Here is a 12,825-nt window from a genome sequence, read left to right as displayed (position 1 = left end):
CTCATTTCGCCGTTCCAAGCGCGCTGCCTTGTGCTTCGGCGCGCATCGAACCGTATTCGGTTTCCGCGATTTCTTCGAGGGTTCTGCCGTGCGTCGATACACCGAGGAAAATCACGGCGAGCGCGCCAATCAGCAGAATGACGGTCGTCATCCCAAACACGCCGGCGAAACCCCACAGCGGATAGATATAGCCCACCAGCATCGGCGAACAGATCGCGCCGATCCGGCCGAACGCGGATGCCGTTCCCATGCCCGTTGCGCGCAGGTGCGTCGGGAACACTTCGGGCGTATAGGCATACTCACCGGCGTTCACGCCGTTCATCGCGAAGGACATGAACGTCGACGCGAGCACGATCGACGTGTCGCTGCCCGCGCTGGCCAGCCAGATACCCGCGACGCAGGCCATCGCCATATAGGAGACGATCGTCGTCTTGCGGCCGAGCTTCTCGCAGAAGTACGCAGCCGAGTAATAGCCCGGAATCTGCGCGAGGTAGATCACGATGGAGACGGAAAAGCTCTTCGTGATGGTCATGCCATGCTGAACCAGCAGACTGGGAATCCAGACGAAGAACGCATACGAGCAGAACGTGACGGAGAGCCACAAACACCAGCTCATCAGCGTCGTTCTGGCGAGCGGCGGCTTCCATAGCAGTTTCAGGTTGCCGAAGAACGAACTGGACTGCTCGAAGCTGACCGTGCCGCCTGCCACTGGCGTGACCGCAGGCAATGTCACCCCGCTGCGCTCGATCTGCCGCTCGATGTCCGCGACCACGGCTTCGGCCTCCTGGTGGCGGCCGTGAAGCTCCAGCCAGCGCGGCGACTCGTGCAGCGAACGGCGCCACCACAGCAGCACGACCACCGGTACCGAGACGATGATCAGCGCGATGCGCCAGCCTTCCGGATTCAGCGGAATCACGAAATAGCCGATCAGCGCGGCGGCCACGAAGCCGAACGAGAAAAATCCGGCGAGCGCGCCGGTAAACGCGCCGCGATAGCGGTTGCTGACGAACTCGACCAGGAACGGCGCGATGATCGCGCCCTCGGCGCCCATCCCGATACCGGCAATGGCCCGCAGCAGCGCGAAGGTGTGCCAGTCGTTCACGAACGCGTTGATGAACGTCAGCACGCAGAAAAACGTCAATGCCCACATCATCACGACGCGCCGGCCGAAACGGTCTCCCAGCAGGCCCGCGAGCAGCGCGCCGACCAGAAAGCCGACGTAGGTACTGCTGCCGAGCAGCCCCGTCTCGAAGCTGGTCAGATGCCACTTCGTGCGGACGACGGGCAGGATGAACGCGATGATGGCTGCGTCGATGGCTTCGAACATGAAGCCCAGACCGCCCATGATGAGCAGCTTGAAGTGAAAGCGGCTGAACGGAAGACGCTCGAGCCGGGCTGCAATCGGTGACATGTGGAGCTCCCAGGGAAAGGGACCAGTGGGACCAACGGGACCAACGGGACCAGCCTGTTCAGAAAGAATCCGAAGCGGGATCGTGGTATCAATATCCTGGATCCAAAATACAGTGTCAAGTGTGACCAAGCTTGCGTATACCCTGGGCCCTATGCGTGCGTGACGCGCGGAATCCGCCGGTCGCGGGAAGCTTCCGTCACCGCTGAATGCCGTGTGCGACGCTGCGCTGTTGATCCAGGAAGACGGCGAACACTTCGAGACTGCGCGAGCCGGGAGCAAGGGATGTGCACGTTCGGACGCTGCCTCGCGAGTGCTACGGCACTACAATGCATCACGTCACCGCTTTCCTCTGATCCTCGAGGGCGTCATTGATCCGGAGCGGGACAAGCCGACGTTCACGGTGCGGGACGAAAAACGCCTGTCCATCGTCATCCGCGCCCCGGCTTCGGCGCATTGCGTGGCATCGCGTGTGTTCGCTGGATGTTTTGCCACTCCGCGCGGCTGCACCGCAGGTTCATCGCTTCGTGCCGCTCGCGTCCGCACGAGTAGCGCGAGTAGCGTTTGTCCGCTTCGCTTGATCTTCGTCAATCACCGAGCCGCGGGCCGCACGAAAATACTGGACAGGCCATTTCGAGGAGCATGACATGACCCTTCAAATGAAAGCCGCTGTCGTTCATCAGTTCGGCGCGCCGCTGCGCATCGAAGAAGTGCCGGTCCCGGAGGTCGGACCGGGACAGATTCTCGTCAACATCAAGGCCTCGGGCGTTTGCCACACCGACCTGCATGCCGCCGACGGCGACTGGCCGGTCAAGCCGTCCCTGCCTTTTATCCCCGGACACGAGGGCGTCGGCTATGTCGCGGCGGCCGGCAGCGGCGTCAAGGCGGTCAAGGAAGGCGATCGCGTTGGCGTGCCGTGGCTCTATACCGCATGCGGTCACTGCGAGCACTGCCTGAGCGGCTGGGAAACGCTCTGCCACGAGCAGAAGAACACCGGCTATTCGGTCAACGGCGGCTATGCGGAATACGTGCTGGCCGATCCGAACTACGTCGGGCATCTGCCCGAGAACGTGGCATTCGACGAAATCGCGCCCATCCTCTGCGCGGGCGTGACGGTCTACAAGGGCATTCGCGTGACGGAGGCGCGGCCCGGCCAGTGGCTCGCGATCTCGGGTATCGGCGGGCTCGGCCACGTCGCGGTGCAGTACGCGATTGCGATGGGGCTGCACGTGGCCGCCGTCGATGTCGCCGAGGACAAGCTCGCGCTCGCGCGCAAGCTCGGCGCGAAGCTCGCGATCAACGCGAGCACCGAAGACCCCGCGGCTGTGATCCAGAAGGAAATCGGCGGCGCGCATGGCGTGCTCGTGACCGCCGTCTCGCGCGGCGCGTTCGCGCAGGCGCTCGGCATGCTGCGCCGTGGCGGCACGGTGTCGCTGGTTGGGCTGCCTCCCGGCGATTTCCCGTTGCCGATTTTTTCGACCGTGCTCAACGGCATTACCGTGCGCGGATCGATTGTCGGTACGCGACGCGATTTGCAGGAGTCGCTCGACTTCGCGGCGCAAGGCAGCGTGCGCGCGCATATCCATCGCGACCGGATCGAGAACATCAATACGATATTGGGTGCGCTGCGCGACGGCACGGTGGATGGGCGGATCGTGGTGACGATGGAGTAGGCGGGAAATCGCCACGCTTGCATCATCGGCCACGATGCGGCCGGCGGTTCGATCCGCGTCGAGCGTCACCGGATCGCGAGCACCGCCGCGCCGGTCAGCCTGCCGTTGCGCAAATCGTCGAGCGCGCGGTTCGCATCGCTCAACGCATAAGTGGTCGTTTCTATCGCGAGACGGGTTGCGTCCGCGATACGCATGAACGACAGCCCATCGTCGCGCGTCAGGTTCGCGACCGATACGACGCGCCGCTCGCCCCACAGAAACGCATAGGGGAACGACGGAATGTCGCTCATATGGATGCCGCCGCAGACCACCACGCCGCCTTTCGCGACCGCGCGCAGCGCCTGCGGCACGAGCGCGCCGACCGGCGCGAACAGCAGCGCCGCGTCGAGTTCGACGGGCGGCATCTCGTCGCTGCCGCCGGCCCATGCCGCACCGAGACGCAGCGCGAGTTGCCGGGCCGCTTGATCGCCGGGACGCGTGAACGCATACACGCTGCGCTGCTGATGACGCGCCACCTGCGCGACGATATGCGCGGCGGCGCCGAAACCGTAGATGCCGAGCCGTTGCGCGTCGCCCGCCATGTTCAGCGTGCGATAGCCGATCAGGCCGGCGCACAGCAGCGGCGCGGCTTCGATGTCGCTGTAGTGCGACGGCAGATGAAAGCAGTAACGGCTGTCGGCGACGGTACGCTCGGCATAGCCGCCGTCGATCGTGTAGCCGGTGAAGCCGGCGTCGTCACACAGATTCTCGCGCGCGGACAGGCAGTAGCCGCAATGGCCGCAGGTGCGGCCGACCCACGGCACACCGACGCGCTCGCCCACCACGAACCCGCTCACGCCCTCGCCCAGTGCGGCCACCACGCCGACGATTTCGTGGCCCGGTATCACCGGCCGCTTCGGATGCTCGAGCTCACGATCCACCAGATGAAGATCCGTGCGGCACACGCCGCACGCATGAACGTCGATCAGGATCTGCCCAGGGCCGGGTATCGGGTCCGGCACATCCCGTTCGTTCAGCGTCGCTGAACCGCCGTCGAACACCATCGCTCGCATCGCGCTCTCCTTCATCAACGTTGACGGCGGCCGGTCAACGCGCCGGCGATCGCGGGCAGCCGTCTTTCATCAGCATAGGCGCGGCTCGTGGCAAGGTCACACGTTATAAACTTGTCATGGTCCTCACATCGAAGCTGACGAGGCACTGATGAAACGCCCCTTTTTCACGATCGGCCATTCGACCCGCCCGTTGGAGGAATTCGTCGGGCTGCTGAAAAACGAGCAGATTGCAACGCTCGTCGACGTGCGTAGCATTCCGCGCTCGCGAACCAACCCGCAGTTCAATCGCGACACGCTGCCGGCGGCGCTCGCGCCCGAGCATATCGGCTATGTGCATCTGGCGGCGTTGGGCGGACGCCGCGGCAAGCGCAAGGACGATGCGCCGTCGCCCAATATGTACTGGACCCATCCGGCCTTCCGCAATTACGCGGACTATGCAATGAGCGACGCGTTTCGCGATGGACTCGCGCAGCTCCTCGAACTCGGTCATCGTCAGCCGTGCGCGATCATGTGCTCCGAAGCGGTCTGGTGGCGCTGCCACCGGCGTATCATTGCGGACTATCTGCTGGCCCGCCGCGAAACCGTGCTGCATATCATGGACGCGCATCACACAAGCGTGGCGACGATGACGCCGGAGGCGCAGATCCAGGCCGACGGCACCTTGATCTATCCGGCGCAGCCCCAGAGCTGAGCCGCTTCACAACACGATCTACGAAACGATCTACGACACGATTACGACGCGAGATGACGGCACGGCCGCGCGTCAGTCACTTCGCTCCATAGCATGGCTGTCACGAAATCCACCGCGCTCGAAGCCCTGCTTCGCGACATTCGCTCCTGCACCCTGTGCGCGCCGACGCTGCCGCACCCGCCACGGCCGGTGCTGGCCGCGTCCGTTCGGGCGCGCATTCTGATCGTTGGCCAGGCGCCGGGCGCACGGGTGCATGCGTCGGGCGTTCCATGGAGCGATGCGAGCGGTACACGCCTGCGCGCATGGCTCGGCGTCGACGACGCCACCTTTTACGACGCTTCGAAATTCGCCATCGTACCGATGGGCTTCTGTTTTCCGGGACGCGGCCCGAGCGGCGATCTGCCGCCACTGCCCGCGTGCGCCGCGCGCTGGCATCGCGAGTTGCTCGGCCACCTGAGCTCGGTCCGGCTGACGCTGCTGGTTGGGCAGTACGCCCAGCGTTTCGGTCTCGGTGACGCATACGGCCCCACCTTGACGGATACGCTCGTCCGGTGGTCCGATTTTGGGCCGCGAATCATGCCGCTGCCGCATCCGTCGCCGCGCAATATCGCGTGGTTCAAGCGCAATCCGTGGTTCGACGCCGACGTTTTACCGGCGTTGCGCGAGCGGGTATCGGCAGCATTGGCAGGCCGCGAAAAATAGCGATGCGGGCGATTTTCACCGGTGCCCTGCCATCGTCGACGCCCGCTTTTGCGCCAGACAAAGCCGACTGTGTGATAGCGTTGCGCGTTTCGCCTGAAACAGCGGGTTTTCATCAGGCAAGTCTGTCTGAAAGCGCTTGAGCGGAGCAGAATTACGCAACCGGCGTTCGCCCTCAGGAGCCCTCCGAATCGTGTCCAAAGCCTTGCCGAAAGCCGCCTCTCACGCCGAACTCGCCACTGTCCAGCCCGTCGAATCGCTCGTCGTGCCGGAAATGCTCGATGGCCGCGACGGCACCAATCGCGGCGCGGCCGAAAGCTCGCAGCTGTCGGCGCGCAACGATCTGGACGCCGTGCGCGCATGGCTTTCCAATTACGCGGATACCAAAACCACCTTCGACAATTACCGCAAGGAAGCCGAGCGGCTCCTGCTGTGGGCCGTCGTGCAGCTCGGCAAGCCGTTGTCGTCGCTCACGCATGAGGACCTGCTGCTGTTCAAGGCGTTTATCGCCGATCCGCAGCCGGCCACGCGCTGGGTATCGGCGAGCGGCGGCAAGTTCGCGCGGGCCGACGAACGCTGGCGGCCATTCAATGGTCCGCTCTCGCCGGCGAGCCAGCGCCAGGCGCTGATCATCCTGAACGCGATGTTCACGTGGCTCGTCAACGCGGGTTATCTGCGCGGCAATCCGATGGCGTTGCTGCGGCAACGCGCGAAGCGCTCGGCACCGCGGGTTACGCGCTATCTGTCGACGTCGCTGTGGGACGAGGTCAAGCTGTTCGTCGAGCAACTGCCGCAGGACACCGACGCGCAGCGCGCGTACTACGCGCGCTGCCGCTGGCTGACCACGCTGTTTTATCTGCAAGGCATGCGGATTTCGGAAGTCGCCGGTGGACAGATGGGGCAGTTCTTCAGAAGGCTCAGCACCGACGGCCAGGACCAGTGGTGGCTCGAAACGCTCGGCAAGGGCGACAAGGAGCGCATCGTGCCGGTATCGGCCGAACTGGTCGAGGAGCTGCGCAGCTACCGGACGCTCAATGGCCTTGCCGCCCTGCCGACTCGCGCCGAGGAAACGCCGCTCGTGCTGCCGTTCAAGGGCAGGTACCGCTGCCTGTCCCGCTCGGCGATCCACGATGCGATCAAGGGCATCTTTGCGGGCGCGGCTGCGTGGCTACGCGCGCGCGGCCCGGAATTCTCCGATCGCGCCGACGAACTCGAGCGCGCGTCGGCGCACTGGCTGCGACATACGGCGGGCTCGCATCAGGCCGACGGCGGCGTCGATCTGCGCACGATCCGCGACAATCTCGGCCATGTATCGCTGAATACGACGAGTCTTTATCTGCACACCGAAGACGATGCGCGGCATACGGAAACCGTCAATCGTCATCGCATGAACTGGGATGGGGCGAAATCGAAAGACGGCGATGCGGGCGGCAGGTAGTCTGGCTTAAACGCGATCCACCGCTCGCCCGCAGCACGCCAACCTCGCGCCGCAAGCGTCTGCGCGAAACACGCCCTGCCCCCAACTCCCCGCCAATCCCACCCCATTGCCCGCTAGAATTGCCGGCTTTGCCCGCGTCGGGCGCGCCGCAAGGCAAAATACGGGTTTTGCGCGCGCCGCACGCGCGGCCAACCGGCTCGCGAAGCGCCTCTGGGCCGTCCATCGGCTCGACGGCTGCAGCATCGGCCGCAGCGGGCGTTGCTGGCCGCGCGCCGATCCGCAACATCACGGCCCCGCCCGGCCCGTCAGCGCTTCGCAGCCTGGCGTGCGCGGCGCGGCGAGGACCGCTCGTCCTTTAACAGAGCAGATCAGGAGCCTTTATGAGCGATACGAACCCATCCTTCCTCGGCCGCATTTCGCTGGCCGTCGGCACGTTTTTCAGCATTCTCGGCAATGGCGATTTCGCCGCCAGCGTGCTGCGTCTGCGCAACGGCGAACCGGCCAGCCCGGCGTCCGCGCCTACGCCCACGCGTACGTCATCTCCCGCCGCGACACCCGCCCCGCAGCCGAAACCACCCGCCGCGCCCGTGCTGAAGGAAGCCACGCCCGACGCCGCGCTGCAACTGCTCGGCCTGCTGCAACGCGACGCGCGCTTTATCGATTTCGTCGAGGAAGACATCAAGGGCTATAGCGACGCCGACATCGGCGCCGCCGCGCGCCTCGTGCACGAAGGCTGCCGCGCGACGCTGCGCGAGCACTTCACGATCCTCCCGGTGCGCGACGAAGCCGAGGGCAGCCGCGTCACGCTGCCCGAAGGCTTCGACGCAAGCTCGATCCGCCTGACCGGCAACGTCGTCGGCAGCGCGCCGTTCAAGGGCAGCATCAGCCATCGCGGCTGGCGCGTCGACGAGGTCCGTCTGCCGAAGCTCGCGGACGGCCACAACGCGAAAGTCATCGCACCGGCCGAGGTGGAGCTATGAGCGACGCACGCTATTCCATCGGCATCGATCTCGGCACCACGCATTGCGCGCTCTCCTATGTGGACACGCACGCGAGCGACGGCGAGAAAACCGCCCAGGGCGTGCTGCCGATCGCGCAACTCACGGGTCCCGGCGCAATCGACGATCTGCCGCTGCTGCCCTCGTTCCTCTATCTGCCCCACCCCGACGAACTGGCCTCGGGCGACCTCCATCTGCCGTGGACCGGCGAGCGCGACTTCGCGGTCGGCGAGTTCGCGCGCAGCCGCGGCGCGGGCACGCCGATCCGGCTCGTGTCGAGCGCGAAGAGCTGGCTGTGCCATCCGGGCGTCGACCGTCGCGCGGGCATTCTGCCGAACGATGCGCCGCCCGAAGTCGCGCGCGTCTCGCCGCTCGAAAGCTCGGTGCGCTATCTGACGCATCTGCGCGAAGCATGGGATCACGCGCATCCGGACGCGCCGTTCGGCGAGCAGGACGTCACGGTGACGATCCCCGCCTCGTTCGATCCGGCCGCGCGCGAGCTGACCGCCGAAGCGGCCGAGGCCGCGGGCTTGACGCGTATGACGCTGCTCGAAGAACCGCAGGCGGCGCTCTATAGCTGGATCCAGAAGAGCGGCGGCGAGTGGCGCAAGCAGGTCAAGGTCGGCGACATCATCCTCGTCGTCGATGTGGGCGGCGGCACGACCGACCTCTCGCTGATCGCGGTGATCGAGCGCGACGGCAACCTCGAACTGCATCGCGTCGCGGTCGGCGAGCACATCCTGCTCGGCGGCGACAACATGGACCTCGCGCTCGCGCACGTGGTCGCGCGCAAGCTCGCGGCGCAGGGCACGCAGGCCGACGCGTGGCAGTTGCGCGCCCTCACCTATGCGTGCCGCTCGGCGAAGGAAACGCTGCTCAGCGACCCCGCCACCGACACGGTGCCGCTCGTCGTGCCGAGTCGCGGCTCGAAGCTGATCGGTGGGTCGATCCGCACCGAACTCACGCGCGCGGAACTCACGCAGACGATCCTCGACGGCTTTTTCCCGCAAGTGGACAGCGCCGCGCGTCCGGTGAGCCGCGCGCGCGCCGGTCTCACGCAGCTCGGCCTGCCGTATGCGCAGGACGCGGGCATCACGCGGCATCTGGCGGCGTTCCTCGGCCGTCAGGTCGGCGCGCTGGCCGAACTCGAAGGTCTGCGCGAGCACGTCGCGCCAGACGCGAGCTTCCTGCATCCGACCGCGGTGCTGTTCAACGGCGGCGTGTTCAAGTCGGCGCTGCTCGTCGAGCGCATCATGGGCACGCTCAATGGCTGGCTCGCGGCCGAAGGCGCGGCGAGCGCGCGCCTGCTCGAAGGCGCGGACCTCGATCTCGCGGTCGCGCGCGGCGCGGCCTACTACGGCTACGTGCGGCGCGGGCGCGGCGTGCGGATTCGCGGCGGCACCGCGCGCGCGTACTACATCGCGATCGAATCGGCGATGCCGGCCGTGCCTGGGCTCGAACCGCCGGTGCAGGCGCTGTGCGTCGCGCCGTTCGGCATGGAGGAAGGCACCGATGCCGAGTTGCCCGCGCAGGAGTTCGGGCTGGTCGTCGGCGAGCCCGTGCATTTCCGCTTCTTCGGCTCGTCGGTGCGTCGTCAGGATCAGGTCGGCACGCTGCTCGACTACTGGGGCCCCGAGGAGCTACAGGAACTCGAGGAAATCGAGGCATCGCTGCCCGCGGCCGGCCGCACCGCCGGAGAAGTCGTGCCGGTGAAGCTGCATGCGCGCGTGACCGAGGCCGGCACGCTCGAACTCGAAGCGATTCCGCGCGGGTCGGATGAGCGCTGGAAAGTCGAGTTCGATGTGCGCGGCGCCGCGCATGGGTGATGGCCGGTGAAGCAGTGGAGCAGTGAATCAGCGCGTCAGTGAATCAGCAAGATAGGGCACAGATGAAGCGGTACAGCGTCGGCATCGATCTCGGCACCAGCAACACGGTGCTCGCGTACGCGCAAGCCGGATCGCACGAGATTCGCGTGTTCGGGATCGAGCAGCTCGTGAGCCCCGGCGAAGTCGCCGCGCGGCCGCTGTTGCCGTCGGTGCGCTATCACGCGGCCGAGGGCGAGCTGAGCGCGGCCGATCTGCAACTGCCGTGGTCCGCCAATGCGGGTCAGCGCGCGGAGCATGGCCAGGACGCCGCACAGCCGGTCGTGGTCGGCCGGCTTGCGCGCCTGCTCGGCGCGCAGGTGCCGGGACGGCTCGTCGCGAGCGCGAAAAGCTGGCTCTCGCACGCGTCGGTCGATCGCGTCGCGCCGATTCTGCCGTGGGGCGCCCCCGATGAAGTCCGCAAGGTCTCGCCGCTCGAGGCGAGCGCGAGCTACCTCGCGCACGTGCGCGCTGCGTGGAACCAGCAGTTTCCGGACGCGCCGCTCGAACAGCAGGACGTCGTGCTCACGGTGCCGGCCTCGTTCGACGAAGGCGCGCGCGCGTTGACCGTCGAAGCGGCGCGGCTTGCCGGCCTCGCGTCGCTGCGCCTGCTCGAAGAGCCGCAGGCGGCGTTCTACGACTGGCTGTTTCATCATCGCGAGCGGCTTGCCGGCGAACTCGCGAACACGCGGCTCGTGCTGATCTGCGACGTGGGCGGCGGCACGACCGATCTCACGCTGATCGAAGTCGCTCTGCACGATGGCGAGCCGCGCCTCACGCGTATCGGCGTCGGCAATCATCTGATGCTCGGCGGCGACAATATGGACCTCGCGCTCGCGCATCTCGTCGAGGCGCGGCTGCCGGGCGGTCCCAGTGGCTCTGGCGGTTCCAGTGCCGATAGGCAGGCGCCGCAGCGGCTGTCGGCGGCGAGTCTGTCGCAACTGGTCGAACGCTGCCGCGGCGCGAAGGAACAACTGCTCGGCGCACAGGCGCCGGAGTCGGCGTCGATCACGCTGCTCGGCGCGGGCTCGAAGCTGATCGGCGGAGCGCGCACTGCGCAGGTCACGCGCGACGAGGTCGAGCGGATCATCGTCGATGGTTTCTTTCCGAAGGTCGCGGCGCATGAGCGGCCGGGGCGGCTGCGCGGCGCCATCGTCGAATTCGGCCTGCCCTATGCGACCGACGCGGCGGTCACACGCCATATCGCGGCGTTTCTCGACCGGTTCGCGGCGCAATCGGGCAAGGCGTTGGGTGCGGGTTCGGGTTCGCCGGACGCGGGCGGTGAAACTGCCTTGCCCGTGCCTGACACGCTGCTGCTCAACGGTGGTGTATTCCGCGCCGAAGCGCTGTCGCGGCGTCTCGCGGAGACGCTCGGCAACTGGCGCGGCGCACCGCTCAACGTACTGCACAACGACAACCCCGACGTCGCCGTCGCGCGCGGCGCGGTGGCCTATTCGCTTGCGCGCGCGGGCGTCGCGCCGAAAATCGGCGGCGGCTCGCCGCGCAGCTACTTTCTCGTGCTCGACGAAGCCGGTGGCGACGGGGAACAGAACCCAACGCAGAGCACCGCTCCGGCGCAACGCGGCATCTGCCTGCTGCCGCGCGGCACCGAAGAAGGCCATGAGATTCTGATCGCGGAGCGCACGTTCGCGCTGCGGCTCGGGCATCCGGTGCAGTTCCACCTCGTGTCGTCGAGCGCGGACACGGCTTATCAGCCCGGCGAGCTGATCGATCTGTCGGGCGGCGACTTCGTGCGTCTGCCGCCGATCGCGACCGTCGTGCAGCCGCGCGACGGACAAAGCGCGCGCGAAACCGCGGTGCGAATCGCGACGACGCTCACCGAAGTCGGCACGCTCGACGTCCATTGCCTCGCGCTCGACGACCCCGCGCAACGCTGGCGCCTCGAATTCCAGTTGCGCCGCGACGCCGCGCAGGTCGACCTGCCCGCGGATGCCGCACACGAGCGCCATCCCGCGCTCGATCGCGCGATCGAACTGATCGACCGCTGCTTCGGCTCGCGCGCGCAAAACGTCGATCCGAAGGAAATCAAGCGGCTGCGCGCGCAGCTCGAACATCTGCTCGGGCCGCGCGATAGCTGGAACAGCGCCTTGCTGCGCGAACTGTTCGGCGCGCTATGGGAACGCGCGCGCCGCAGGCGGCGCACGGCCGATCACGAACGGCTCTGGCTCAATCTGGCGGGCTATTGCGTGCGGCCGGGCTTCGGCTATCCGCTCGATGAATGGCGCGTCGAGCAACTGTGGTCGCTGTTCGACGACGGCATTCAATACGTCAACGACAGCCAGGTCTGGTCCGAATGGTGGACGCTGTGGCGCCGCGCCGCGGGCGGCCTCGGCGAAGACGAGCAACTACGCGTGCTCGACGCGATGGACTATCTGCAGAAGGCCGCGCAATCGCGTCACAAGCTGCCGTTCGATGTCGCAAAGACAGGTTTCGCCGATATGGTGCGCCTCAGCGCATCGCTCGAACGGATTCCGGCCGAACGCAAGATCGAACTCGGCGAGGCGGTGCTGACGCGCCTAAAGAAGCCTGCGGAAAATCATCAAAGCTGGTGGGCGGTCGGGCGCATCGGCGCGCGGCAGCCGTTCTACGGCAGCGCGCATAGCGTCGTGCCGCCCGCGACCGCCGCGCAATGGCTCGACGCGATTCTCAAGCTCGACTGGAAGAAGGTCGACCCCGCGGCGTTCGCCGCCGTGCAGATCGCCCGCATGACCGGCGACCGCTCGCGCGATTTGCCCGAAGACGTGCGTGCGGCAGTCGTGCGGCGGCTCGACGCGGCGAACGCGCCGCGCGCGTGGATCATGATGGTGAAAGAAACCGTCGCGCTCGATAACGCTGACGAGGGCCGCGTGTTCGGGGAGTCGCTGCCTGCCGGATTGAAGCTGATTGGCGCCTGATGCGGTTTTTTTGCGGGCAGCATGCAATCCGCGCTCGCGGCGAGCGGCGATCATTCGGATCAGTGGGGGATTTAATGCGAAGGAGACGG

At 66.7% G+C, this 12,825-nt stretch carries 9 protein-coding genes; 7 read left to right on the top strand and 2 right to left on the bottom strand.

Going from position 1 to position 12,825, the window contains the following annotated elements:
- Position 1 precedes the first annotated feature (1 nt).
- On the bottom strand, positions 2–1,411 hold the full coding sequence (locus B9Z01_RS05475) for an MFS transporter (protein WP_085481248.1): 1,410 nt from the start codon (positions 1,409–1,411) through the stop codon (positions 2–4).
- Positions 1,412–2,055: 644 nt separating this feature from the next.
- On the opposite strand from B9Z01_RS05475, the gene adhP reads away from it, so the two are divergent.
- On the top strand, positions 2,056–3,081 hold the full coding sequence (gene adhP, locus B9Z01_RS05470) for an alcohol dehydrogenase AdhP (protein WP_085481247.1): 1,026 nt from the start codon (positions 2,056–2,058) through the stop codon (positions 3,079–3,081).
- A 65-nt stretch (positions 3,082–3,146) separates the two neighbouring features.
- Here adhP and B9Z01_RS05465 read toward each other — a convergent pair whose 3' ends face one another.
- Complete coding sequence (locus B9Z01_RS05465; RefSeq protein ID WP_085481246.1) at positions 3,147–4,133, bottom strand: zinc-dependent alcohol dehydrogenase family protein; 987 nt, start codon at positions 4,131–4,133, stop codon at positions 3,147–3,149.
- A 148-nt stretch (positions 4,134–4,281) separates the two neighbouring features.
- Here B9Z01_RS05465 and B9Z01_RS05460 point away from each other — a divergent pair, with 148 nt between their 5' ends.
- The 6 genes from B9Z01_RS05460 to B9Z01_RS05435 all read left to right on the top strand — a co-directional run bounded on the left by B9Z01_RS05460 (position 4,282) and on the right by B9Z01_RS05435 (position 12,736).
- Entirely contained in the window at positions 4,282–4,824 is a 543-nt protein-coding gene (locus B9Z01_RS05460) for a DUF488 domain-containing protein (protein ID WP_085481245.1), read from the top strand.
- Positions 4,825–4,917: 93 nt separating this feature from the next.
- Positions 4,918–5,526: a uracil-DNA glycosylase family protein gene (locus B9Z01_RS05455; RefSeq protein WP_085481244.1), complete on the top strand. Its 609-nt coding sequence runs from the start codon at positions 4,918–4,920 to the stop codon at positions 5,524–5,526.
- A 190-nt stretch (positions 5,527–5,716) separates the two neighbouring features.
- Positions 5,717–6,961 carry a tyrosine-type recombinase/integrase gene (locus B9Z01_RS05450; protein WP_085481243.1) on the top strand — a complete coding sequence of 415 codons (1,245 nt, stop codon included), beginning with the start codon at positions 5,717–5,719 and terminating at the stop codon, positions 6,959–6,961.
- Between the two features lie 380 nt (positions 6,962–7,341).
- On the top strand, positions 7,342–7,941 hold the full coding sequence (locus B9Z01_RS05445) for a DUF2760 domain-containing protein (protein ID WP_085481242.1): 600 nt from the start codon (positions 7,342–7,344) through the stop codon (positions 7,939–7,941).
- Entirely contained in the window at positions 7,938–9,785 is a 1,848-nt protein-coding gene (locus B9Z01_RS05440; protein ID WP_085481241.1) for an Hsp70 family protein, read from the top strand. Before B9Z01_RS05445 ends, B9Z01_RS05440 begins: the two co-directional genes overlap by 4 nt.
- Positions 9,786–9,847: 62 nt before the next feature.
- Entirely contained in the window at positions 9,848–12,736 is a 2,889-nt protein-coding gene (locus B9Z01_RS05435; protein WP_085481240.1) for an Hsp70 family protein, read from the top strand.
- The last annotated feature ends 89 nt before the right edge of the window (positions 12,737–12,825 follow it).

It is taken from the genome of Paraburkholderia susongensis, assembly GCF_900177725.1.
In the GTDB taxonomy this organism is placed as follows: domain Bacteria; phylum Pseudomonadota; class Gammaproteobacteria; order Burkholderiales; family Burkholderiaceae; genus Paraburkholderia; species Paraburkholderia susongensis.
This window is presented reverse-complemented; position numbering and strand designations above follow the sequence as displayed.

Bases quoted from the DNA above. Each gene is read 5' to 3' on its own strand.
- B9Z01_RS05475 (WP_085481248.1), bottom strand. From the start codon at position 1,411: ATGTCACCGATTGCAGCCCGGCTCGAGCGTCTTCCGTTCAGCCGCTTT.
- adhP (WP_085481247.1), top strand. From the start codon at position 2,056: ATGACCCTTCAAATGAAAGCCGCTGTCGTTCATCAGTTCGGCGCGCCG.
- B9Z01_RS05465 (WP_085481246.1), bottom strand. From the start codon at position 4,133: ATGCGAGCGATGGTGTTCGACGGCGGTTCAGCGACGCTGAACGAACGG.
- B9Z01_RS05460 (WP_085481245.1), top strand. From the start codon at position 4,282: ATGAAACGCCCCTTTTTCACGATCGGCCATTCGACCCGCCCGTTGGAG.
- B9Z01_RS05455 (WP_085481244.1), top strand. From the start codon at position 4,918: ATGGCTGTCACGAAATCCACCGCGCTCGAAGCCCTGCTTCGCGACATT.
- B9Z01_RS05445 (WP_085481242.1), top strand. From the start codon at position 7,342: ATGAGCGATACGAACCCATCCTTCCTCGGCCGCATTTCGCTGGCCGTC.
- B9Z01_RS05440 (WP_085481241.1), top strand. From the start codon at position 7,938: ATGAGCGACGCACGCTATTCCATCGGCATCGATCTCGGCACCACGCAT.
- B9Z01_RS05435 (WP_085481240.1), top strand. From the start codon at position 9,848: ATGAAGCGGTACAGCGTCGGCATCGATCTCGGCACCAGCAACACGGTG.